The organism is Rubripirellula lacrimiformis (assembly GCF_007741535.1).
Taxonomy (GTDB): Bacteria; Planctomycetota; Planctomycetia; order Pirellulales; family Pirellulaceae; genus Rubripirellula; species Rubripirellula lacrimiformis.
The window spans coordinates 6,764,177-6,789,227 of the sequence record NZ_CP036525.1 but is presented as its reverse complement, the minus strand read 5'-3'; the positions used below and the strand labels follow the sequence as shown (position 1 = coordinate 6,789,227).

19 protein-coding genes are annotated in these 25,051 nt (G+C 57.0%); 16 read left to right on the top strand and 3 right to left on the bottom strand.

The genetic code is table 11. The features are described 5' to 3' along the window. Positions 1-14 precede the first annotated feature (14 nt). From K227x_RS23790 to K227x_RS23725, 14 genes are all read left to right on the top strand, one after another. Positions 15-1,196 carry a type III PLP-dependent enzyme gene (locus K227x_RS23790; protein ID WP_246146148.1) on the top strand — a complete coding sequence of 394 codons (1,182 nt, stop codon included), beginning with the start codon at positions 15-17 and terminating at the stop codon, positions 1,194-1,196. A gap of 595 nt (positions 1,197-1,791) precedes the next feature. After that, complete coding sequence (locus K227x_RS23785) at positions 1,792-2,481, top strand: cytochrome c3 family protein (protein ID WP_145173786.1); 690 nt, start codon at positions 1,792-1,794, stop codon at positions 2,479-2,481. A gap of 113 nt (positions 2,482-2,594) precedes the next feature. Further along, a complete protein-coding gene (locus K227x_RS23780) occupies positions 2,595-5,921 on the top strand; it encodes a TAT-variant-translocated molybdopterin oxidoreductase (protein WP_145173783.1) in 3,327 nt (1,108 codons plus the stop codon). A gap of 83 nt (positions 5,922-6,004) precedes the next feature. Then, positions 6,005-7,411, top strand: coding sequence for an NrfD/PsrC family molybdoenzyme membrane anchor subunit (gene nrfD / locus K227x_RS23775; RefSeq protein ID WP_145173780.1), 1,407 nt, complete (start codon positions 6,005-6,007; stop codon positions 7,409-7,411). Between the two features lie 10 nt (positions 7,412-7,421). Continuing rightward, positions 7,422-8,858: a quinol:electron acceptor oxidoreductase subunit ActD gene (locus K227x_RS23770; RefSeq protein WP_145173777.1), complete on the top strand. Its 1,437-nt coding sequence runs from the start codon at positions 7,422-7,424 to the stop codon at positions 8,856-8,858. 102 nt (positions 8,859-8,960) lie between these two features. Continuing rightward, the gene (locus K227x_RS23765) at positions 8,961-10,223 is read left to right on the top strand and encodes a hypothetical protein (protein WP_145173774.1); all 1,263 of its coding nucleotides are present in this window, start codon (positions 8,961-8,963) and stop codon (positions 10,221-10,223) included. Positions 10,224-10,307: 84 nt separating this feature from the next. Continuing rightward, on the top strand, positions 10,308-10,631 hold the full coding sequence (locus K227x_RS23760; protein WP_145173771.1) for a hypothetical protein: 324 nt from the start codon (positions 10,308-10,310) through the stop codon (positions 10,629-10,631). 46 nt (positions 10,632-10,677) lie between these two features. Continuing rightward, positions 10,678-11,604: an SCO family protein gene (locus tag K227x_RS23755; protein ID WP_145173768.1), complete on the top strand. Its 927-nt coding sequence runs from the start codon at positions 10,678-10,680 to the stop codon at positions 11,602-11,604. Positions 11,605-11,667: 63 nt separating this feature from the next. Then, the gene (locus K227x_RS23750; protein WP_145173765.1) at positions 11,668-12,777 is read left to right on the top strand and encodes a cytochrome c oxidase subunit II; all 1,110 of its coding nucleotides are present in this window, start codon (positions 11,668-11,670) and stop codon (positions 12,775-12,777) included. Between the two features lie 66 nt (positions 12,778-12,843). After that, entirely contained in the window at positions 12,844-14,592 is a 1,749-nt protein-coding gene (locus K227x_RS23745) for a cytochrome c oxidase subunit I (RefSeq protein WP_145173762.1), read from the top strand. 181 nt (positions 14,593-14,773) lie between these two features. After that, positions 14,774-15,946 carry a cytochrome c oxidase subunit 3 gene (locus tag K227x_RS23740; protein WP_145173759.1) on the top strand — a complete coding sequence of 391 codons (1,173 nt, stop codon included), beginning with the start codon at positions 14,774-14,776 and terminating at the stop codon, positions 15,944-15,946. 50 nt (positions 15,947-15,996) lie between these two features. Then, a complete protein-coding gene (locus K227x_RS23735; protein ID WP_145173757.1) occupies positions 15,997-16,380 on the top strand; it encodes a cytochrome C oxidase subunit IV family protein in 384 nt (127 codons plus the stop codon). A gap of 394 nt (positions 16,381-16,774) precedes the next feature. Further along, positions 16,775-17,782 (top strand): PIN/TRAM domain-containing protein, encoded by a 1,008-nt coding sequence (locus K227x_RS23730; protein WP_145173755.1) that lies wholly within the window; start codon positions 16,775-16,777, stop codon positions 17,780-17,782. Between the two features lie 57 nt (positions 17,783-17,839). Next, positions 17,840-18,202: a hypothetical protein gene (locus K227x_RS23725; RefSeq protein ID WP_145173752.1), complete on the top strand. Its 363-nt coding sequence runs from the start codon at positions 17,840-17,842 to the stop codon at positions 18,200-18,202. A 39-nt stretch (positions 18,203-18,241) separates the two neighbouring features. On the opposite strand, the gene K227x_RS23720 is transcribed toward K227x_RS23725, so the two are convergent. Beyond that, on the bottom strand, positions 18,242-18,880 hold the full coding sequence (locus K227x_RS23720) for an RNA polymerase sigma factor (protein ID WP_391540462.1): 639 nt from the start codon (positions 18,878-18,880) through the stop codon (positions 18,242-18,244). A gap of 177 nt (positions 18,881-19,057) precedes the next feature. Here K227x_RS23720 and K227x_RS23715 point away from each other — a divergent pair, with 177 nt between their 5' ends. Continuing rightward, a complete protein-coding gene (locus tag K227x_RS23715; protein ID WP_145173746.1) occupies positions 19,058-21,310 on the top strand; it encodes a serine/threonine-protein kinase in 2,253 nt (750 codons plus the stop codon). A gap of 311 nt (positions 21,311-21,621) precedes the next feature. Here K227x_RS23715 and K227x_RS23710 read toward each other — a convergent pair whose 3' ends face one another. Both K227x_RS23710 and K227x_RS23705 read right to left on the bottom strand, forming a co-directional pair. Beyond that, a complete protein-coding gene (locus K227x_RS23710; protein WP_145173743.1) occupies positions 21,622-22,515 on the bottom strand; it encodes a hypothetical protein in 894 nt (297 codons plus the stop codon). Positions 22,516-22,669: 154 nt separating this feature from the next. Beyond that, on the bottom strand, positions 22,670-23,092 hold the full coding sequence (locus K227x_RS23705; RefSeq protein WP_145173740.1) for a hypothetical protein: 423 nt from the start codon (positions 23,090-23,092) through the stop codon (positions 22,670-22,672). A 549-nt stretch (positions 23,093-23,641) separates the two neighbouring features. On the opposite strand from K227x_RS23705, the gene K227x_RS23700 reads away from it, so the two are divergent. After that, positions 23,642-24,841, top strand: coding sequence for a S1 family peptidase (locus K227x_RS23700; protein ID WP_145173737.1), 1,200 nt, complete (start codon positions 23,642-23,644; stop codon positions 24,839-24,841). The last annotated feature ends 210 nt before the right edge of the window (positions 24,842-25,051 follow it).

Genomic DNA, 25,051 nt, shown 5'->3' with positions numbered 1-25,051 from the left:
CCATCGAAGGCGAGGTGCAATCCACTTCTATGCAAACCGATATCCTGACACCGCAGTTGCTGCGGTCTGCCCAAAGCGTTCTCTCTTTTGATCAAGCACGCGAATTGGGTGAACGACATGGGACTCCACTGTTGGTGGTTTCTAAGTCGAAATTGGTTCAAACCTATCGAACCATGCGCGACCACCTGCCAGGAGTCGAATTGTTTTACGCAGCCAAGGCGAATCCCAATCCCTTTGTGTTGCAGACTTTGTATGAAGAAGGATGCTCCGTGGACGTCTGTTCGCACGGGGAGCTGATCGCCGCCAAGCAAGCTGGGTTCGATCCAGCTGGGATGCTGCACACGCACCCCTGCAAGACCCGTCAAAATTTGCTGGATTGCTACAACGAAGGTGTCCGCCTGTTCGTGTTCGACAATGAACCCGAACTGGACAAAATCAAGACTCACACGCCCGATGTGCAGTTGTTGCTAAGGTTGGCAATGAGCGCCGACAGCAGCCTGATCAACCTTTCGGCCAAGTTTGGCGCGCACCCTCGCGAAGTGGTCGGCCTGTTGGTCGCCGCGCGATCCCGAGGTTTGAACGTCAAGGGATTCTCGTTCCATGTGGGATCCCAGTGCTTGAACCCAGGGGACTACCGCCGCGTTCTAGAGCGGGTGCGGCAATGCTGGGACGAAGCTGCGGAGATGGGGTTTGAACTGGAAGTGTTGGACATCGGCGGCGGCTTTCCCGCACCCTACCGGGACAGCGAGATGATGACGCTGGCGACCTACTGTGACTCGGTCTCTGCAAGTCTTTCCGAGGTGTTCGGTGACTTGCCGATCCGGTTGATCGCCGAACCTGGGCGCGGCCTGGTTGCCGAATGCGTGACCTTGGTGACACAGGTGTTGGGCAAAAATCTGCGTTCCGGATTGAATTGGTACATCATCGACGACGGTATCTACGGATCGTTCTCGGGAAAAATCTTTGACCATGTGGACTACAACGTGATCGCGGAAAATCCGTTCGGTCGGCCGCTTCATCCCTGTGTGTTGGCGGGCCCAACCTGCGACAGCAGCGATGTTGTCGCGCGTGATCAGATGTTGCCCGAGATGAATGTCGGCGATCTGTTGCTGGTTCCCACCATGGGTGCCTATGCCGGGGCCAGTGCCTGTCCGTTCAACGGGTTGCCGGTTGCCGGTTCGGCCATGATCGCCTAACCCGACCTGCGATTTTCGATCGGATCGCTGTTGGGATCACCGCAGGTTCCATCGATGATTTTCATTCACCAGGCCGTCGCTACCATCGGGGTGGCGACGGCCTGTGTCGTTGGGGCCTGCACCGGTTGCGTCGGTGAAGATCGGCGACCGGGATGGATGAACATCGGGTGTGCGTAAATCAGCATGCCAAGGTGATCGATAGCGATGCGTCCAAGTTACGGTTCATGCAGGCCGCGCCGAAAGCGATCCGTTCTTGGTCGGTCGGGGCCCGATGTGGCTTCGCGTGATCGCGAAAATGGGTCGCCGGGTCGACGGTCGAGGGCTTGGCGAGGCGAAATCGGGGCTCCGGTCAGGCCGCAGCGTTTGCCACGGCCTCCCAGAACGCCGTCAAATCGCACAACTGTGCGTCGAAACTGTGCGGTAGTGCGACACAATGTCGCTCAATTGCAGGTCGGGATTGCAAGCTGGCTACTACCACGGTCATACTGCCCGCCGATACAGGCATCGGACGCCTTCTTTTTTCTACTCCCGCCGTGTGGAGGGAACCGTGATGACTTCGCGGTCTCTCGTCTCTCACAGGCCAAACAGTAATACTATGCAACGGTTCTTGTTTCCTCGCTGGGTCAATCCGCTTCTGGGCTTACTGGCGGTTGCTGCTGCAGCAGGCGCCGTCTTCGCCGGTGCGATGGGCGGACTTTTGACGGACCCTGTCACGCTGAACATTGGGTATCAGCCGACTCAACCGGTCCCCTTCAGTCACGCGATCCACGCCGGTCAGCTGAAGATGGACTGCCGGTACTGTCACAACACGGTCTTCGACGCTGCTCATGCGGCGATCCCGCCGACGGCAACCTGCGTCAATTGCCATTCGCCGGCAAATGACCAAGGTGTGACCTCGCTTGCCGCGGTCCATTCCGAAAGTGCAAAGCTTGCACCGATTCGCGAGAGCTGGGAAACCGGCCGCAGCATGGCTTGGAAACGAGTCCATAACCTGCCCGAATTCGTGTACTTCAACCACGCCGCCCACGTCAATTCGGGCGTCAGTTGTAAGTCCTGTCACGGACGCGTCGACCAGATGGAAGTGGTCTATCAGCACGAAGAGTTGTCGATGGCATGGTGCATCACCTGTCACCGCAATCCCGAGCCGCACCTGCGTCCCAAGGAATTTGTGACCAAGTTGGACTGGGAGTTTGAGTCGCCCGAGGCTCAAGCCGAGTTCGCCAAAGAGTGGCGTGAAGAACACCACATCAATCCGCAAGTTCACTGCGCTGTCTGTCACCGCTAGTGTTCTCTGGCCTGCTTTTTCCGGTGGGCGTAGTCAGCATGCCGCGAGCCGTTGGGCTCGCTGCAACGTCGATCAACCAGCCATTCATCATCCTTCTTGCGTAATTTCTCGACATGACCCTGAACCACACGGAACCTTCGAGTCCCGAAACCACCCAGGAAAAGGCACGCCCGCAGTATTGGCGCAGTCTGTCTGAGTTCCGTGGCGGCGAAGAGTTCGAACAGTATCTCGATCGTGAATTTCCCGTCGCAGCGTCCGAGTTCCCCGAAGGCGTTTCTCGCCGTCGCTGGATGCAGTTGATGGGGGCGTCGTTGGCGCTGGTCGGTGCGGCCGGTTGTCGCTATCCCGAAGAAGAAATTCTGCCGTTTGTGATCCGTCCCGAAGGGCGTGTCCCCGGCGAAACCTATAGCCGTGCCACCAATTTCGAATTGGCCGGTCGCGTTTATAACCTGTTGGTCACCAGCTTTGACGGTCGTCCGTTGAAGATTGAACCCAATGGCGATCATCCCGGTGGCGGCGGAACAGACGTCTTTTCGCAGGCCTCGATCCTGGGTCTGTACGATCCCGATCGTGCTCGCGGTGACGCCGGTTTCTTGCTGCGTCGCGGTGGAGAGAATCGCGAACCGCTGGGCTGGGATGCGTTTGAATCCTTTGGTCAGTCGCTGGTTAAATCCGCTGCGTCGAATGCCGGCGGATCTAAGTTTGCCGTGCTGATGTCGCCCACTCATTCGCCGTCGACCGTGCGGATGCTGAAATCGCTGCGGAAGAAAATGCCGAAGGCGACGCTGTGTCGTTTTGATTCGGTTTCGGGCGACGCGATGGCCCAGGCCACTGCAACCGTATTCGGTAAGCCTGCCAAGCAGGTGTTGTCGCTGGATCAGGCGGATGTCGTCCTGACTCTGGAAGCCGATGTCCTGGGCAAGGACAAGGCGATGATCACCGCGGCTCGCAGTTTTGCGAAGCGGCGTGATCCTGTTGCTGGCGATATGAACCGTCTGTATGTCGTCGAAGGCGGATACACCGGTACGGGAGCGAGTGCTGATACGCGATTGGCGCTTCAGCCTAGCCAAATGCCGGCCTTCTTGGCTGAACTTGGGCGTCGTGTCGAAGCCTTGGCTGGGGAAGATCAAGCGGATCATTCGGGCGAAGGCGACAAGCCGTTCAACGAACTCGGCCCCGCCGAACGTTTGGAACGGTTCTTGGACGTTGCTGCCCACGACATTGCGGCGGCAGGCGATAAAGCGGTTGTCGTGGTCGGCGAAGCCTTGGGTGCCAAAGCCGTTGCTGCTGGCATTCGTATGAATCAAAAGCTGGGTTCGTTGGGCAAGTCCCAATCGTTCATGCCAGCGGTGGACGCCGAGTTGGGCGAATCGGTCGGGTTGAAGGACCTGGTTGCCAAGATCAATGCTGGCGATATCGATTCGCTGCTGATTCTGGGCGACAACCCAGTCTTCACGGCACCCGGCGATGTCGATCTGGCTGGCGCGATCGCCAAGGTCGACAATTCGATCTACCTGGGTGAATACGACGACGAAACTGGATATGCCTGCAAGTGGTCGCTGCCGTTGGCGCACCCGCTGGAATCCTGGGGCGACGTGGTGGGTGACGATGGCCATTATGGCGTCTGTCAGCCTCAGATTTTGCCACTGCTGGGCGGCCGAACGACTCCCGAAGTCTTGGCTGCGATGTTGGGTGATGGCGAAACCGACGCGATGGCAATCGTTCGTCGCACTGCCGATGAATTGGCTGGTTCGGCCATGAGTGATCGTCAATGGCGATCGCTGCTGCACGACGGTTATGCCGAAGGCGTTGTCGTGGCATCGGATCTTCAGCCCCAAGGCGAAGGCGAAGCATTGACCGCCGACGCACCGGTTGCGGTTACCGAGCCAAACAAAGACGCGATGGAAGTCCTGTTTGTTCCGGCCGATGGCTTGTACGACGGACGCTTTGCAAACAATGGTTGGCTGCAGGAATTGCCTCAGTCGCTGACCAAGATGTGCTGGGACAATGCTGCGGTGATGAGCCCAGCGACCGCCCGGACCCTTGGCGTGAAGCACGAATTGGCCGCCGCCCTGCGAGTCGGTGATGCAAAAATCGAATTGCCGGTTTACGAAATGCCCGGTCTAGCGCCTGGCGTGGTTGTCGCAACCATCGGTTACGGTCGAACCCGAGCCGGTATGGTCGGTGGCAGCCTAGCCAAAGACGTGCCTATTGTCGGCATCGACGTTTCGCCGCTGCGAAGCATCGATTCGATGCAGGTCGCTTATGGCGTCGAAGGTCGGCCTCGTTACGAAGACACCGAGATCGCGACCACCCAGGATCACTGGGCGATCGACGAAGGCGGCCGCAACGAAACTCAGCAGCGAAGCTTTACCCTGGTCCGCGAAGGCACCACGGCATTGCTGGAAAAAGTGCCTGAGTTTGCTGAATCCAAGGGCCCTCACGTGCCCAAGGTTGGCCGTGCTGGATCACCGTGGGACGAACCGATCAACACGATCCAGATCGAAAAGCCCGACTTGCCCCAGTGGGGAATGTCGATCGACTTGACCAAGTGCATCGGCTGCAACGCCTGTGTCGTGGCTTGTCAAAGCGAAAACAACGTTCCGATCGTCGGTCGCGAACAGGTCTTGAACAGTCGCGAAATGCACTGGATCCGGATCGACCGTTACTTCCAAGGCGATGAAGACAACGCCGACGTGGTTCAAGAACCGGTCGCGTGCATGCACTGTGAAACCGCACCGTGTGAACAGGTTTGTCCTGTTGCCGCGACGGTTCACACCGACGAAGGCCTCAACGCGATGGCCTACAACCGATGCATCGGGACTCGGTACTGTGCCAACAACTGTCCGTTCAAAGTTCGCCGCTTCAATTACTTCAACTACAACTCGGACGTTGGGGTTGGCTACGGTGTCGATGCTTATCCAAGCAACATCGAAAGTGCCAATCGCAAGCTGCAGGCGTTGGTGATGAATCCGGACGTGACCGTTCGCGGTCGTGGTGTGATGGAAAAATGCACCTACTGTGTCCAACGGATCGAAAAGGGCAAAATCACCGCACGCAAAGAAGATCGTCGTATCCAAGATGGCGACATCGTCACCGCGTGTCAGTCGGCTTGCCCGACCCGAGCGATCGACTTTGGCGATATCCAAGACCCCAACTCGGTTGTGTCGAAGAAGCGAGCCGACGTTCGCAGTTACGGGATGCTTGGCCAGTTGAACGTCAAGCCGCGTACCGAATATCTCGCTCGCGTTCGAAACACGCCTAAGCGGTTGATGACGGCAGCTCAGTTGAATGATCTGGCGACTTTGAAGGCGCCTCATCATGGCGACCACGATTCCGAAGGTCACGGCCACGATGGCCATGCCGGTCATGGGCATGACGAACACGGGCATGACGAACATGGGCATGAAGAACATGCTGATGGCGATCACAAAGAATAAGAACGCTGATCGTTTCGTTTCGCCGCTGGCCCTGCCGCCAGCACCCTAAAACTTTCTACCTACACTCCTGAAACCTATCACTCATGTCACTTGCCATCCCCAACGGACTGGACAACAGCGTCGAACGCCCGGGCGAACGTGCCCCGTTGGTGTTGGACGACACGACGTTTCACGACATTACCGAAACGGTTTGTCAGGTTGCCGAGCGAAAACCGAACAAAGCGTGGGTGATCGGGTTCTTGATCTCCTTCGCTCTGCTGCAGTGGTTTGGGATCTGTATCCTGTACTTGCTGTACACCGGGGTTGGCGTCTGGGGGAACCGGTCGCCGGTATTCTGGGGCTGGCCGATTGTGAACTTCGTGTTCTGGGTCGGTATCGGTCACGCCGGTACGCTGATCAGCGCCATCCTGTTCCTGTTCCGCCAAGACTGGCGTACCGGGATTAACCGGGCGGCGGAGGCGATGACGATTTTCGCCGTGGTTTGTGCGGGGACATTCCCCGGAATTCACGTGGGTCGGGCTTGGTTGGCCTTTTGGTTGGCACCGTATCCCAGTTTGAATTTGTGGATGTGGCCTCAGTTCCGCAGCCCGCTGCTTTGGGACGTGTTCGCCGTGTCGACCTACGGCACCGTGTCGCTGTTGTTTTGGTACATGGGAATGGTGCCTGACTTGGCAACGTTCCGGGACCGATCCAAGAACAAGTGGCGGCGGATGGCCTACGGGTTGTTGTCGCTGGGTTGGAGCGGGTCGTCGCGTCACTGGATGCGTTACGAAAAATCCTACGCTTTGCTGGCTGCCTTTGCCGCGCCGCTTGTGTTGTCGGTGCACACGATCGTGTCGTTTGACTTCGCCGTGTCGCAGGTTCCCGGTTGGCACACCACGATTTTCCCGCCGTACTTTGTTGCGGGGGCAATCTTCAGCGGTTTCGCCATGGTGCTGACGTTGATGATTCCTGCCCGGACGATGCTGGGGCTGGAGAAATTGATCACGATTCGCCACTTGGACAACATGTGCAAGATCATCTTGGCGACCGGTTCGATCGTCGGTTTGGCGTACGGCACCGAGTTCTTTATCGCTTGGTACGGCCAAGTGCCGGAAGAAAAGTTTGCGTTCTTGAACCGTGCCTTTGGCCCCTATTGGTGGGCCTATTGGACGATGGTTTCCTGCAACGTCATTAGCCCTCAACTGTTCTGGTTCAAAAAGTTTCGCACGACACCTTGGATCATCGTTATCGTTTCCATCTTCGTGAACATCGGGATGTGGTTCGAACGATTCGTGATCGTGATCAGCAGTCTTTCACGCGACTACCTTCCCAGTGCTTGGGCTTACTTCAGCCCGACTTGGGTCGACTGGTCGATGTTGATCGGGTCGTTCGGTTTGTTCTTCACTCTGTTCCTGTTGTTCTGTCGCCTGATGCCGGTGATCAACATGGCCGAAGTGAAGTGGACATTAGCGAAGCAGCATCACATGTCGCATGAAGACGAGCACTAAAAAAATAACGATGTCTGAAACCAACGATAAAAAAGTTCACGGAATCGCTGCCGAGTACACCTCGGTCGATACCCTGATGGATGCTTGTCGTCGCGTTCGCGATGCCGGTTACACCAAGACGGATGCGTTTGCACCCTTCGCGGTTCACGGGATCGATAAGGCGCTGGGGATCAAGCCAACGAAATTGCCGTGGATCGTGCTGGTGTGCGGTCTGACCGGCACCGCCACCGGTCTGCTGATGCAGATCTGGATGAACGGCATTGATTATCCGTACATTATCTCGGGCAAGCCCTTCATCTCGTTGCCGGCCTTCATTCCGGTTGCGTTTGAATTGACCATTTTGTTCGCATCGTTTGGTGCGTTCTTTGGAATGTGGGCTCTGAACGGGCTGCCGAAATTCAGCAACCCGGTCTTCACCGATCCGCGATTCGATCGCGTGACCGACGACCGGTTTGTGCTGTTCATCGATTCGACCGACTCGCGATACGATCGTGCAGGTGTCGAAAAGTTGCTCGGGGACACCGGAAGTGAATACATCACGACCGTGCTCGAGGATGACTCGCCCAGCAAAGTGCCCAAGTTCATCTTCACGACTTGGATCGTGGTGATGGCGTTGTCGATCATCCCACTGTTGGTCGTTTTGAAGATGCGAGTGACGAACAGTCCCTTGCCGCGTTTTCACGTTTTTTACGACATGGATTTTTCGCCCTCGAAAGACGCTCAGCAAAGTACCACTTTGTTCGGCGATGCACGGGCGATGCGTCCGGATGTTCCAGGTACCGTGGCCCGTGGCCAAATGGACCTGAACTACCAGACCGGTATCGACGTCGAAGCGCTGGCTAAGATCGATAGCCCTCGCGCCGCGATGTTGGTCCGAGCACTGGATGATGCGGAAGCCAAGGAAGAGGCCGAAGCGGCGGCGCCTGCCGCCGCTACCGCCAGCGTCATGGAAACCACGCCTTGGTTGACGGACAACCCACGCGAAATTTCGATGGAAACGTTGCAGAAGGGCCAGGAACAGTTCGGCATCTACTGCTCGGTTTGCCACGGGATGAACGGTGCCGGAAACGGGCTGGTCAACCGACGTGCACAGAAGATTTTGGCCGCCACTTGGGTGCCGCCATCCTCGTTGCACCAGGACAGCCTGTACGCCGACAAGTATCCCGACGGAAAACTGTTCAACACGATCAGCAACGGGATTCGCAAAATGCCTGGCTACGCTGGTCAGATCACGACCGAAAACCGTTGGGCAATCGTTGCTTATGTGCGGGCCTTGCAGAAGAGCCAGAACGCATCCATCGACTTGGTGCCTGTCGCCAAGCGTGCAGCGATCGAAAAGCGAAAAGCAGCGGTCGACAAGAAGCTAGCGGAACAAGCGGCGGCTGAGAAAAAGGCTGCCGAAGAATCAGCCGCGAAAGCCGCTGCCGAAAAGAAATCGTCGACCTAATCGGTTCGATACGAAAGAAGGCTCGGTCGAACCGGTTCGCGGTGCTCGACCAGCCTCATGAAATACCATCACTTCACTTGATTTTTACAAGCGTTCGCACTGATGTCTCACGCACGCCCTGTCGTCAAACCCGCCGATGATCCGGCCTTCAAGCTTCCCGCGTCCCTTTCGGCATTGACCCTGCCGATGTTGGGCGGTGGCTTGTTGCTACTGGTCGCCGGCTGGGCTGTCGGCAATTTCATGGGCAACCCACGAGTCGGCATGTCGGCCTACCTGACCGGTTTTGTCTACTGTCTGACGCTGGCTACCGGTTCGCTGTTCTTCGTGCTGATTCAGCACTTGGTGCGGGCGGGCTGGAGCACGGTCGTGCGACGGATTGCCGAATTGGTGATGATGATGGTCATCCCCCTGGCGATCCTGTTCCTGCCGATCCTGCTGACGTTGTTCTTCAGCGAAGGGATGCTGTACCGCTGGGACGATCCCCAATTTGCAACCGACAACCATTTGCCAGCATTGGCATGGGCCGAAAAGTCTCGCTGGCTCAGCCAGGGGTGGTTCGCCGTCCGTGCGATCATCTACTTTGCGGTTTGGATCGTGTTGGCCCTGTATTTCTTCCGCGGCAGCACGCAGCAGGACGAAACCGGCGAACGTGCGGTCACCGATCGGCTGCAGTACTGGAGCGGTCCGGCCACGATGGCATTCTGCGGAGTCACTTCTTTCGCAGCGTTTGACTGGGTGATGAGCCTGGCACCGATGTGGTTTTCGACCATGTTCGGCGTGTACCTGTTCGCCGGCAGCGTGCTGGCAACTCACTGCATGCTTGCGGTGGCCGCCTTCGTGCTGCAGAAAAAGGGTGCGATGCGGGACGAGGTCACGGTGGAACACTACCACGACCTTGCCAAGCTGATTTTCGGCTTCCTGTTGTTTTGGATGTACATCGCGTTCAGTCAGTACATGTTGATTTGGTACGGGAACATTCCCGAAGAAACCGAGTGGATCTATCACCGTCAATTGGGCGGGTGGGGGACCATGACCGTGGCACTGATCTTCCTGCACTGGATGCTGCCATTCTTGGGCTTGATGAGCATGTATGTGCGTCGTCGCCCGGGAATCGTCGTGTTTTGGGCAGCCTACGTGCTGGTCATGCACTTTTTCGACCTGTTCTGGATCATCATGCCAGAGGCTGCGGTTGCTAGCGAATTGCCGTATTCGGTGCAATTCGTCGGTGTGGCGTCGGCAGTGATGTGTGCCCTAGGTATGTCAGCTTTGTTGACGGGGTTAGTGCTAAAGGTCGCCAGCGGAACCAAAGTGGTGGCCGTGCGTGATCCTCGATTGGCCGAATCCATGGCTTTCGAGAACGTTTAAACGGCCTGCGATTGGCTGCGTCGTGATGACGCAGTCGGAGGCAATTTCCCCCCTATCCATCACGTTTTTCACCACAATAGAGACATGGCAGCTTACGACGACCTGAACGTGAAACGGATCTTCACAGTAGGAATCATTTCGGTGGTTGTGACGGCAGTGACCGCTTTGGCGGTTCAAGTGCTGTACTACACGATGAACGACTGGCAGGAAGCCGAGACTGCCGCGCAAAGCGATTATCGCCGCCAGAACCTGATTTTGAGCGAGCAAACGGCGCAGGTCTCTGAATTTGGCGTCGACTCCGACACGGGTCGCATTACGATTCCGGTCAAAGACGCCATCGAAATGATGGTGAAGGACAAGGCAAACGGCTCCAGCAATGAAAAGAAAAGTGGTAGCGACGAAACCTAACTCTTCCGAAGCGCCGACGCTCGGAAACCCCCGGTCGGTTCGGCCGATGGCGGGTTCGGGTGACGCTCGCACCACCATCGCGGTCGTCGCCCTTGGTTTGATCTCGCTATTGGCTGGTGGGCCATCGCTGGTCCTGGCCCAAGGATTGCAAAGTGGGCAAGACGTCACGCTGAACGATGGTGTGCCACGCGAAGTTGAAAACGTCACGGTTGACCAGAACCTGGGAGCCCAGATTCCACTGGACTTGCCGCTGACCGATTCGATGGGCCGTAAGGTCAAAACCGGCTACTACATCGACGGCAACAAACCCACCATTGTTTCGTTGAACTACAGCAACTGTCCGATGCTTTGCAACGTGCAGTTGAACCAGTTGGCAAAGTCGCTGGCGGATCTGGATCTGCAGATTGGCAAAGACTTTCAAATGCTTAGCGTTAGCATCGACCCGAAAGAGTCGACTGCGACCGCGCGAAAAACAAAAACGAAGTACACCGAACAACTGATCCCCAGCCAGCCTGGTGTGGAAGAGGGATGGGAGTTCTGTACCGCTCAACAACCGATCATTACCAAGTTGGCTGACGTGCTGGGTTTTCGGTACACCCGCGACGCAAAGTCGGGGGAGTATTACCACCCAGCCATGTTGGCGTTTGTGTCGCCCAAGGGAGTCATCACGCGTTATTCCCTGGCCGTCGCTTTCGAACCCGAAGATTTACGGAAAGCCCTGGTGGAAGCCGGTGAGGGCACCGTCGGTACCAAAGTCGATCAACTGATCCTGTGGTGCTTTAGTTACGATCCCGACAGCAACAGTTACGTTCCGCAGGCATGGCGAATCATGCGACTCGGCGGAGCTGCAACGATCGGGTTGATGTTGGTGTGTTTGGCCCCCTATTGGATCGGTCGCAAAGGGAACGTGAACGTTCAATCTGCGTCCGCGGTCGAAGTCGACAACGGCCCGCCCGAACAACCTCGCGAGTGATCACGGTCGATTCACTCGCTGCTACAGATACCTTTCAAAATTTCAAATCGTCCCATTGCCGTCATGATGTTGATGAACCTTCCCAAAGCCTTTTCGTTGCTCGGCGACTACAGCGAACCGTATGCATGGTTTCCCGAATCAGCATCTTCGTTCTCGGAAATCAACGATTCGCTTTACTATTGGATCACGATCACCTGCATGGTGTTCTTTGTCCCGATCGTGATCGCGTTGTTCTACTTCGCCGTGAAGTACAACAAGCCCAAGGGAACCAAGGCCGAAAGCAACGTTGCTCACAACACGGTCTTGGAAGTCACCTGGTCGATCGTGCCGTCGTTCTTCTTGGTCGGGATGTTCATCTTTGGCGCCAAAGCGTTCTTGGAAATGCGAGACGTGCCTGATGGGGCCAACGAAATCAACGTCCAAGCTTTCAAGTGGGGCTGGACCATCGACTACGGCTCGGGTGTGTTCCACCCTGAATTGCACATTCTTAAAGACGAACCGGTCAAACTGTCGATGCGTTCGACCGATGTCATCCACAGCCTTTACATCCCCGCGTTCCGTGCCAAAAAGGACATCGTTCCTGGTCGGTACAACTACATGTGGTTCAAACCCACCGTCGCAAGCGAAAAAGTTAGCGACGAAGAACTGGCTGCGGCCATCAAGCAGACCAAGGACCTCGGGGAAAGCTGGAACTTTGACGAGCACCAGTTCACGCCCGATGGTTACCGCTTTTATGACCTGTACTGTGCCGAGTACTGCGGTACGAACCACTCGGAAATGCAAACGGTCGTCGTCGTTCACGAAACGCTGGAGGATCTGAATGCTTGGATCAAACAGTACAGCAAGCGGGACGCCAGCGTGCCGCCTGCCGAATACGGCGAAAAACTCTACAAGAACCGCGGTTGCGCGGGCTGTCACAGCATTGATGGGACCAAGCGAGTTGGACCATCCTTTGCCGAGCTATACGGTCGGCCGGAAGAAATGATCACCGGCGACAAGATCAACGCGGACGAAAACTACATCCGCGAATCGATCCTGTACCCCAAGGCTCAGGTCGTTGCCGGGTACCAGCCCGTCATGCCTAGCTACAAAGGACAACTCAGCGACGACGACATCTATTCGCTGATCGAATACATGAAGACGCTCGCCAAAGACGGTGGCGCGGCGAAGTAACCCCTTCGCTGACCATCTGTCCCACACACAACACACATCGAACCATTCGTTTTAGAGGCCATTCCCATGTCATCCGGTTCACTTCCGAAAGGATCCGTCATTCGCGATCCGGGGTATCCGACCGCGAGCGAGAACTATCTCACCAATTCAAAGGGTGCGCTCAGCTGGATCTTCACCTTGGATCACAAGCGGATCGGTGTGATGTACCTGATCGGCGTGACCGTATCCTTCGCGTTTGCGGGGCTGCTGGCACTGCTGATTCGGTTGCACCTGTTTCTTCCCGAAGGGATGATCTTCAAGGGTGCCGAAGCGAATAACTATTACAACCAGGTGTTCACGCTGCACGGTGCAGTGATGGTGTTCTTGTTCATCATCCCAAGCATTCCGGCGGCCCTGGGGAACTTCCTTGTCCCGGTGATGTTGGGGGCGAAAGATGTGGCGTTCCCCCGGCTGAACCTGACCAGTTTTTACCTCTGGTGCATCGGTGCGATTTTCTTCATCGCGGCACTTTTCAGCACTGGGCTGGACACCGGATGGACGTTCTACACGCCTTACAGCACGACCACGGACACCTCGGTGATCGCGGCCACGATGGGAGCCTTCATTCTGGGCTTCAGTTCGATCTTTACCGGTTTGAACTTCATCGTGACGATCAACACCATGCGTCCACCGGGGATGACGTGGTTCCGCATGCCGCTGTTCCTGTGGGCGACCTATTCGACCAGCATCATTCAGGTTTTGGCGACGCCCGTGTTGGGCATCACGCTGCTGCTGTTGATCGCTGAACGCACCATGCATATTGGGATCTTCGATCCAGAATTCAACGGCGACCCGGTGACCTACCAGCACTTTTTCTGGTTCTACAGTCACCCGGCCGTGTACATCATGATTCTGCCGGCCTTCGGCGTGATCAGCGATTTGATCAGCGTTCACAGCCACAAGCGAATCTTCGGTTATCGCTTCATCGCGTATTCGTCGATCGCGATCGCCCTGTTGGGTTTCTTGGTTTGGGGACACCACATGTTCACCGCCGGAATGAGCCCGCTGACGACGATCATCTTCAGTGCTTTGACGTTTACCGTTTCGGTTCCATCGGCCATCAAGGTGTTCAACTGGATCGCGACGATGTACAAGGGATCGATCAGCCTGACGACTCCGATGTGCTTCGCCATCGCGTTCATCTTCTTGTTCACAATTGGTGGTTTGACAGGATTGCACCTGGGAACCTTGGCGACGGACCAACACCTTCACGACACGTACTTTGTCGTCGCTCACTTTCACTACGTGATGGTCGGCGGAACGCTGATCGCGTTCTTGGGCGGTGTCTTCCACTGGTGGCCGAAATTGTTCGGCAAGATGTACAGCGAATGGGGCGGCCGCCTGGCTGCCGTGATCATCTTCATCGGTTTCAACCTGACGTTCTTGCCGCAGTTTGTCCTGGGCAGCCGCGGAATGCCTCGCCGTTACGCAACCTACGACCCGGAATTCGCATTCCTGCATCAAATGAGCACCTACGGTGCACTGACGCTGGGAATTGGATTGGTGATCGCATTGGTCGTACTGTTGGCATCGTTGGTACGAGGCAAACGAGCACCGGCCAACCCTTGGGGCGGTGCAACCCTGGAATGGCACTGCACCAGTCCCCCGCCGTTCTATAACTTTGAACGTGCACCGGTTGTGGGCGATCCCTACGACTTCAGCAACGTGGAATGGGACCAGGAAAACGAGCGATACGTTTCAACCGAGCCGGAGCGAAAGCTGGCTCCCGAAGAGTCGCCCAAATCGGTTCCCGCCCATGCCGATGGCGGCCACTGATCGGTAGCCGGTCGTCCAGCGTGTCCTCTTGACCGAGGGCGCTGAGGCGATGTGGACGCAGAACCTGTTTCCGCAGATGACAATTTTGTTCCTGCCAACACTGGTTGGGACTACGTAACTTTTCATTTATTTGTAGGATGACGCCCGTTCGTCCGCACCCTTTATCAGACATTCTCAACTCATGTCCACCATCGACGCCGCCCCTGACAACGCGCATGACGCGCATGGCCACGACGATCATGACCATCCGTCGTTCTTGGCGCACCACTTTGACACCCCCGAACAACAGTTCGATAGTGGCAAGTTGGGCATCTGGTTGTTCCTCGTCACCGAAGTGCTGTTTTTTAGCGGTATGTTCTGTGCCTATGCGATGTTTCGGATGCTGCGTCCAGAAGTCTTCGAAGGTTGCAGCCAGTTTTTGAACACCAAGCTGGGTGCGATCAACACCGGCGTGCTGTTGTTCAGTTCGCTGACCATGGCCTGGGCCGTGCGTTGCTCGCAAACCGAAGAATACAAGAAGCTGACCGGGATGCTGGCCGCGACGCTGTCCTGTGCGATGATCTTCTTGGGCGTGAAATCGATCGAATATTCCCACAAATGGACGATGGGTTTGCTGCCCGCCGGGATGTTCACCTACGACCCGGCGAACCCGCATCCAGCCGATCAACCAAACTATCTGCTGTACTTGTGTCTGCCGTTCGCCATCCTGTTGGTCGGTGTGGTGCTGTGGTGGATCGTGTCGATCGTTCGCGGGAACAAGTTCCATGCCGCATGTGCGATGCCGCTGACCGTGGTCTGTGCTTGCTTCTTTGTTGGCGTTGGCTTGGGTGTCATCTTGGAAAGTGGCGGCGACGAAGGTCATGGTGCCGATCACCTTGCCGAGGCGCACGCGGAAGAACACGCAGACGAATCGCACGCCGTTCATGAAATCGAAGCGGCTGGGACGCAGTTGAGTGCCAACAGTGACTTTGACATTCAAGAACGATTGGCCACCGACGCAACGAACTCGGGAATGCAAAGCGAATTGATCGCTCGCCAGCAGCAGTCGGCTCTTGCCGCTGGATCGGTCATCAACGATTCGTCCAATATCGAAGGTGGGATTTCGAAGGTTCAGGAAAACGTGCTGACGCCACGCACCGCCGGTGTTTTCTTCAGCATCTACTACTGCATGACCGGTGTTCACGCGATTCACATTCTGGGTGGGATCGGCGTTCTGGTTTGGCTGTTGATCCGATCGGTTCGTCAAGATTTCAATCGACAATACTTTGGGCCAGTGGACTATGTCGGTCTGTATTGGCACTTGGTCGACTTGATCTGGATCTATCTGTTCCCCTTGCTATACCTGATTCGCTAAGCCGTCTCGGACGATTCATTCCTACTGACGATCACGATAAAGAAAACACGATGTCTGCACACGGTCACACTGATGACGGCCATGGTCATGGTAAAGAAGGTTACGATTTCGCGCACCCGATGCCGGTATCGATGTTGCTAGCGGTGTTCGCCGCACTGGTCTTCCTGACAATCGTCACGGTTGCCCAGGCTAGCTTTGACATCGGTAGCATGGATATCTATGTCGTCATGGGGATCGCGACCGTCAAGGCCGTTCTGGTCGGGCTGTTCTTCATGCACTTGGCTTGGGACAAGCCGTTCAACATCATCGTGTTCGTCGGTTCGTTTGTGTTCGTCGGCCTGTTTGTGATTTTCACGCTCAGCGACAGCCAGATGACCTCGGATTCGTTCGAACCGATCGTGGATGACGTGGTTCCGGCCGTCGCCGAAGTTTAAAGCTATGGATCGGGCGTCCGATCTTGGATGCCCTTTGGGGGAATCGCTGGCGAATTCGTTTCGCCCGCCGATCCAAGCGATGGCTAGTGCTGGACTGCGATTGGCGGGTGGGGAGTTTTAGTCGCCGAATGCCATCATCGGTGCGTTTGCGGCGAGATTCGCGGTAAGATTTTTCTGGTTCATTATGTTGACGCCCGTACAGTGGCGTCGTGTATCTTGGCAGTCTGAGTTCGATCCGACGGCGTAAACGTTGTCGATGATCCTCGGATTGGCCGCCCCATCCCCTGGGGACATGGTCAGAGCTGATTTACACTGCGGGTCGTGGAACGACATTCTGGCGTATCGTTCCACGTCCTACCCCTCCCTTCACGAGCATTAGCGGGCGACCGGTTCTATGGCCCTGATCATCCTGCGATTTCTATTTTTGCTGTGCGCCGGTGGCGTTTCGGCGATCATCAACACACAGTTGTCGGACACCTCCACAACCGTGCCTTGGTTGGTCTTTGCCGGCACCATGGGGATCGCGGTTGCCGTGGTCGTTGGTGATATCTATGCGCCAAAGAAGAAGATCGACACCATTTCGTCGGTCTACTTTGGATTGCTGATTGGTTGGTTGCTGACATACGTGTTGTCGATCGCGCTGGCCCCGCTGCTGGCGTCGACATCCTTGGGGCCAGCAGTCCCGCAAATGGTGATGGCTTTGATTCTTTGCTACACCTGTGTCAGCGTGTTGTTGCAAACCAAGGACGACTTCCGATTCCTGATTCCCTACGTTGAATTTGTGCGAGAGGTCAAAGGGTTCAAGCCCTTGGTTTTGGACACCAGCGTGGTGATCGATGGGCGGATCGCCGATCTGGTAGGGACGGGGATCTTTGACAATCAGTTGATCATGCCGCGATTCGCCTTAACCGAGCTGCAAGCGATTGCGGACAGTGGTGACAAGCTTCGCCGAACCCGTGGTCGTCGCGGACTGGATGTGCTGAACCGAATGCGAGCGGACGACAATGTGGACTTGATGATCTTCGATCGCGAGCTGCCCGAGTTGGCTGGCCAGACCGTCGACCTGAAGCTGGTCTTGTTGGCCAAGCACTTGGAAGGCAAGGTCGTCACTGGCGATTTCAATCTGAACAAAGTTGCCAAGTTGCACAATGTTCCCGTGATCAACTTGAACGAGATCAGTAACGCTTTGCGTCCCGTGTTCCTGCCGGACGAAACGTTCCGTTTGAAAGTGATCAAGGCGGGCGAAGGTCCCGAGCAGGGGATCGGATACTTGGACGATGGCACGATGGTCGTCATCGAAGGGGCCCGCAATCGAATTGGCCAAGAACTGGACGTTCGCGTCACCAGTACTTTGCAAACGAACGCTGGCAAGATGATCTTTTCCAAAGTCGAAAGCCGCTAGTCGGCGATGGTCTATCTACTGCTGATACCGACTGCCTGGATCTTCGTTAGCTTTCTGATGGCTCGAATCAGCGGGTGGGATCGTTTGGCCCGCCGCTATCGATGCGATGAATTTGATGCCGATGAAACGGGCCGTTTTCGGTCAGCCACGTTGGGCGCGATCCAGTATCACTCGGTCGTCACGTTTGGCATCAACGATCAGGGGCTTCGCATGGCGATGCCGTGGATTTTTCGGCTCGGTCATCCGCCTTTGATGATCCCGTGGGACCAAATCCACCGTGTGGAAAGCGAGAACCGTTTGTATTCGCACCGCGTGAAAGCTTCGTTGGGCAAGCCGACGATCGTCCGGGCTGCGTTGCCGGGCTGGGTCCACTACCGCATGCCGATGGACATGCGTGATACATTTCAAGGCGAATGTTGATCCATCCGGTTCATTGGGGTGACTTACCGAGTGATGGACCTATCGGCTTGGTTTGACGTCTTCGAGTTGTTTTTCCAGCTGACGCATACTGCGGGACAACAGCACTCGGATGGCCACGTCGGTTTTGCCTAGCTGTTGGGCGATTTGTTTGGTCGGCAGACCGTCGACGTATCGCAACCGGATGACAGTGCGTTGTTCTTCGCCCAATTCCGCGATCGCCTGCTGCATGCGGTTCAACCGAACATCTTGGCTGAACGCGGCGCTGGGCGACGTCATGCTGGCGGCCAGCAAATGTTCCAGTCCCATCCCTTCGTCACCCGCCGCTGCATGCAGCGATTGTTGACGTCCGGTATCACGGCGCTGGGCGCCAAAATGAAACCGGTGGGCGTCAACGACTCGGCGGCGAGCGAGTTGCTGCAGCCATTGCATCGGTTCGTATTGGTCCAGCGGGGCGGTCCCCAAGCTGCTGATCGCCGTCGTGCAGATTTCTTGCAGCAGGTCGTCCAGTTCGATCGTCCCCAGCAATCGGTCGCTAGTGATGGATCTGACAAATCCGGTCAGGCTGGACCGATGGGATTCGATATAACGAGCCAACGCATCAGGGTCGCGCTGATGGATTTGGGATAGCAGTGCTTGATCCGAGGATTCGTCGTCTCGATCTTGATCGGGTGCATCCATCATCGTTTCCCTCTATTGGAACCAAGTCGCATTGTGTGGTCCAGAATCGCAGTTCCACACGGATCATCGCACTAGGTGTGTTGAAATGCTCGGTTTGTCACAGGCCGCAAACCGGGCGAAGTCCACGACCGTAGAATACCAGCTTCGAAGCCTTGTACATTTCCTGAACGGATCCCCGTGAATAATTTGCCCAACTCTGACGCCGCGGACGCCAGATCTGACGATTGGTTAGGGGACTGTTTAGAGGCGTTGGCCCTGCGCGGTCCTGTCGATCAACCCAGTCAACTGTCCACGTTGTTGCCCGTGGGCGACATCGTTGACCGGCGAATTGCATTGGTTGAATTGATCAAGTTGGACATGGCGATGGTTGCCGACATCGGGCGGTTTCGCGGCATTGACGAATACTTGGACGTCGATGCGGCCGTGTTGTCGCCGGCCAATGTCCCGCTGGACTTGGTGATGGAAGAGATCCAGATCCGCAAGGATTTGGGACAAACGCCCGATGCGTCCGAATACCAACAGCGGTATCCGGCGTTCGCCGCCATGCTGGGCCCATTGGAACAATCGATCGCCGCCATGACATCGTCATCGATTGCCGGGCCGCCGCCCGAAATCGATTTGGGGGAATCGGTCGACGATTTTCTGATCTTGCAGAAACTCGGCCAAGGCGCGTTCGCACATGTCTATTTGGCTCAACAGGTGTCAATGCGGCGGTTGGTGGCACTGAAGGTTTCCCGAGGCAAGGGAGGCGAATCGGAATCGTTGGCTCAGTTTGATCACCCGAACATTGTGCGCGTCTATGACCAGCGGCAACTGACCGATCCGGCCTTGCACCTGTTGTACATGCAGTTCGTTCCCGGTGGCACATTGGCGGATGTCGTTAAGTCGGCTCGAGCGACGATCACTGACACTCGGCGAACACCCCAGACCGTGGCCAGCATGGGCGGGACGATGCTGCTGCAGTCGGTCGACGAGCAACTCTTGTCTGCCGCGCAGATTGTTCCCGAGGATTCCGCCACCCGTCGCTGGCTGGCCGAATCGCCGTGGCCGCAGGTGGTCGCATGGGTGGGCATCCACTTGGCGCGTGCGCTGCACGAAGCGCATTCGCAGCAGATTCTGCATCGCGACGTGAAGCCGGCCAACGTCTTGTTGACGGCCGAGGGAGTGCCGAAGTTAGCCGATTTCAATGTCAGTTTCTCGGAATCTGCCGAACAGGTTGGCAAGGCGGCATCGCTTGGTGGGTCGCTTGCCTACATGTCGCCAGAGCACCTGCGCGCGATCATCGATCGGAACCATGCTGATCAAGATCAGATTCGCGAGCCCGCCGATTTGTATTCGTTAGGTGTGTTGCTGTGGGAACTTTGGCAGGGGCGCCGGCCGTTCGACGTCAAACCGACGACCTTGTCATGGAACGATGCTGCGACCGAACAGCTCAGCGCGCGCGACCGTCCACTGATTCCGCCAAACTCCGACAGCATCGGTGATGCTGGGATGCGAGACAATCAGGCGGCTCAGCGGGTACTGGAGAAAACGTTGCGGCGGGCGCTAGCGATCGCACCGGAAGATCGATTTGTCGATGGAGCCGAAATGGCGGGGCGTTTACGGCTGGCACTTCATCCCCAGGCGGCGACCCTGTTCGACCCGCCCGATCCATCGCTGCGGTCCTGGTTGTCAAAGCAATCGCCTTGGATCATGGCCTGCTTGGTGCTGTTGATCCCGCACGGCATCGCAGGTGGATTGAACTACCACTACAACTTTTACGAAGTCATGCAGACACCGCATTTGAAAGAAACATTGCGATGGGTGTCTTGGATCGTGAATCTGACGTACTTTCCGCTGGCTGCGGTGTTAGCAATTCTGCAGACTCGCAGCATGGTGCGTGCTGTTGACGGTGCCCGTTACGATACTCGGATTGAAAGTTCGGACCTATCTGGAATGCTGGATCTGGGGCACAACGCCGCCATGATTGGCGGTTCGCTGTGGTTTTCATCAGGCTTGCTATTCCCGTTGGTTTTTCAAGCTTTGAGTCCCGATTTTACCATGATCGATTCGTTGCACTTGTTCATGTCGTCTTTGATTTGCGGCGGAATTGCGATGGCGTATCCGTATTTTGGAACCGCTTGGTTGGCAACCTTTGTCTTCTATCCATTGTGCTTGCGACGGACGATGCAGGACGCTGACTTCGACGCGCGTGCAAGCCGAATGATCAATCGTGGTGAACTGTATCGATTGATCGCAGCGATCATTCCACTGCTGGGCGGAGCCCTGATGCTGTCGAGTCCATCGACGTCGCGATCGTTCATGTTCGCCGCCATTGCCGCGGGCGTCTTCGGCGTACTGGTCGCCTCGTTCATCCACCATCAGATCACCGAAGCCTGGTCGCGAATGGGACAGGTCCTGTCAACCAAACTAACAACGACCCCGGCATAACCGGCCAGCAAACTACCCACCCACCGCCGCCTCTACGCCCGCCTCCCCTCTTCCCACGCATCCTTTCCCACGCTCGCTTCCGCCGAAGCCTGCCTCCCCGAAGCCTGCCTCCCCTTTTCTCCACGCTCGCTTCCCCCGAAGCCTGCCTCCCCTTTTCTCCACACTCGCTTCCCCCGAAGCCTGCCTCCCCTCTCCCCCGCGTTGGATGCGAGTTCTGCTCGCATCCAACGTGGGGGAGAGGGGGCGGGGGTGAGGGGGGACCGGGTGAGGGGGGACCGTAAGAAGGCGCAAACACCTCCCATCCACCCCCATCAAAACGGCCGACTCGCTGCATCCGCATCCGCAACCCCAAGCTTCTCGACCGCCATCCTAAGCGAGTCGGCGTCCGTGTCCCCATTGGGAGCAACCGCGGTTGCACCATCCAACGTAGGCATCACGCCCGCTGGATTTTGCCCCACCTGACCAGACCCGATCGGTTCAACCGTTCCCGGTGCAATCGTCGGCAACTCATCCCCAGAGAACTCCATCGTGGGCAACTTCATCACGGGCGATGCGTCAGCACCAGCACTAGGTGCCGGCGCGGCAACGGGAATGTCCCCCACGCCTATCGCCAGGATGTTGTTGGCTTCGTTCGTTTCGACCCATTCGTCGTGTCCGTCAATACAGACGACCAGGCTTTGGAAACCGACAACGCTGCCAAATCGATTCCCCATCGACAATGCTTCGACCGGCAGCGTCACGATCACCTCAGCCGCCGTGCAGGGCGGGATCGGCGTCGAAAAGGATGTCGCGGTGGGGCAGTGCGGATGAATTTGACCGAGCAACGCGACCAGCGATACTTCGACGTCGCTGATTTCGCGTTGGCTTTGGTTCATCACGACGACGGCGAACTGAGGTGCGACGCTGCCGTCGGCGGTATCGCAGCGGTGTACCGACACGATGTCAAGGTCGCCGATTTCGGATGTTGGTGTGGTCGCAAATCCGTTGGGGGTTGCGACCGTGAAGCCAACGCCCGCGGACCGGTCCACGCTTTGGTTGACGCCGTGCCGCATGACCTGGGCGATCACGTGATCACAGCGGTGGCTTCCGTGCAGGACTTGCCAGGTTTGGATTTCTTGGCCGCGAGCGACAGCGGCAAAACAGAACAAGATCGTTGTGGCCAGACTGGCAAAGGCCACGTAGCGGCAAACAGAGTAGACGTTCATCGGGATCACCATGGGGTCGGTTGGGATGATGGAATGGGAGTACGAAAGAAGCCCGACAACTTCGATCACTGGAGTTGCGATCGCTAGAGTTGCCGAGCTTGGGGAGAGTGAGCCGAGCTTGGGGATGGCGGCTGCTAGGTCGAATGTGGTGTGCTTAGTGGCAACCCCAATAGCTGGTGTAGCTGGGGGTGTAGTACGAGTAGGTCGGTGGGCAGTAGACCGGGGTGTAGCAGTGGGTGTAGGTGCGGTACGACGTGTGGCAAGGGTTGTGCCAAGTGGTGTAGCTGGATCCGTAGTGGCGGTGTCCGTAGCTTCCATAGCTGCTGTAGTGTCGGCCGTATCCGCCTCGGAATCGGCGGTAGCAAGCGGCGATGGCGTCTTCGCTGCTGGCATCGTCATCGCCCAGCAAGGCGTCAACATCGGCTTGCCCCAACTTGGCGTCAGCGATGTCGGCCCCAGACACCATGCTTTGGTCGACATCCATCTTGGCCAGTGCCGAAAGCAGATCGTCATCAGCAACAACCGAACCGGCGATCAGCATCATGGGAGCAATCGCAAACATCATTTTCTTGAACATCGGAAACATTCCTTGGCGTGGCAGGGTGGTGGGGTGAAAGCGATCGTGAGTCTGCCGTGTCTCGGTCGTCGCTGGGCGTCACTTGACTAACCCACCAAGCGACAGCCGCCGGAATGTGTTACCGAAAAGTTTTGAAAACTTGTTGGGGGGCAGCGGAGGAGCGTCCCAATGGTCGTTTTTGTTGGGGTTTGGGGAGTTCGAGTTCAAGTTCAAGTTCGAGTTCAAGTTCGAGTTCAAGTTCAAGTTCAAGTTGGGCACTGACATGCGGCCCAAAAACTTAAACTCGAACTTAAACTCGAACTCGAACTACTTTCCCCACGCTGCCCCCCATCATCATTCTGCCGGCGTCCTCTTTCCCACGCGATGATGAATGGAGGCCGAAACTCTTGGCGAGTCTCGCTACGGTTGCGGATCGGGTTTGGGGACGCCGTAGCGACTGTGGCCAAGACATTCGGTGTTTTTTCCGCCGGGGTTCGTAACATTTCGGTCGACTTGCCGCTGAGTGATACAGCCAAACACCCCCCAAGTCCCCGTCCGAGGTTCACCATCATGTCTGCTCCAGTGCCCCACGCATCGAACCCATCGCCAATCTTGGGCCGCGCAATCTTGTTGCTGATCGGTTGCACGATCGCCGTGACCGCTCGCGCCGACGCGGACACCTACGCTCGTGTCGTTCGATCGACCGCCTGGATCGTCACCAGCAATGCGGACAACGAAACGGCTACTGGAACGGGCGTTTTGGTCGATGCCGAAAAACGAATCGTGCTGACCAACGCCCACGTCGTCGGCGACAGCCGCACCGCCGTGGTGTTCTTTGCCGACATCAAGGACGGCATTCCCAATGTCAAACGCAAACATTATCTGGACAACGTCCTAACTTTGGCTCAGCCCGGCAAGGTTGTGGCCGTGGACCGCCGCCGCGACTTGGCTCTGATTCAACTGCCCAAGGTGCCCGAAGACGTGACGGCGATCGAGCTGGCCGACAGCAGTAGCAAGCCCGGATCCACGATCGAATTGGTCGGAAACCCCGGCAATAGCGATGTGATGTGGGTTTCGACGACCGGTTCGGTACGAGCGGTGTACGACAAGAAATTCAAGTCCAACCACGGCGAACATGACTTTCGCGCCGTCGAAACTCAAAGCCCCATTCAGCCTGGCGACAGCGGCGGCCCGATCGTGAACGCCGACGGAAAACTGGTTGCACTGGCCCAGTCGTTTTCGCCCGCCAACACGCTGATCAGCTTCTGTGTGGACGTGTCCGAAATTCGGGCGATGTTGGCCAGCAGTTGGAAGACGGCACCGATCGCCAGCAAGAAACTGTTGGAAGACGCCGGCATCGAGCACTCCGTTAACGCGACCGGTCACTACCAAATCGAGCACAAGATCGCCGCTGAAACGACTCAAACCGTCTATGTCGCCAAGGACACCGAGTACTTCCAGCGAGCCGATGTTCGCAAAGTCTGGTCGCTTGTTCAGGTCAGCAAGGAAGAACCGACGGCGACACTGATGAACCGTCTGCTGCGTCAGAGCTCGGTGACCAAGATCGGAGCCTGGGCGATCGAAAAGAAATCCGACGGTGAATTCCTGGTCTTGTATGTCGCCAAGCTGGACGCGACCGCACCGGACGAAGCGATCAAAGGCACGATCGAGTATGTGGCTCGGATCGCAGCCGCGATGAGCAAGGAACTGAAGCCCAAAGCGTCTTCCAAGACATCCGCCGAAACGCTGGCGTCCTGGTTGGCTCAGTGATCGCAGGTACGAGGCGACGGGGGTTGGCTCGGGAAAAGGGGGCGAATCAGCGGCGGGGAATCCCGGGCTGATCACGCCCCATTTTTCGTTTTCGAAGTTTCCAGCGAAAGTTTCGTAACACATCGGACTGGAGGACGCTTGGAATCTTGGCGAGCAAACGACTGGCCGCCGACCGCATCCACCCCCACCTGTTCCCTTTCCAAGGAAACC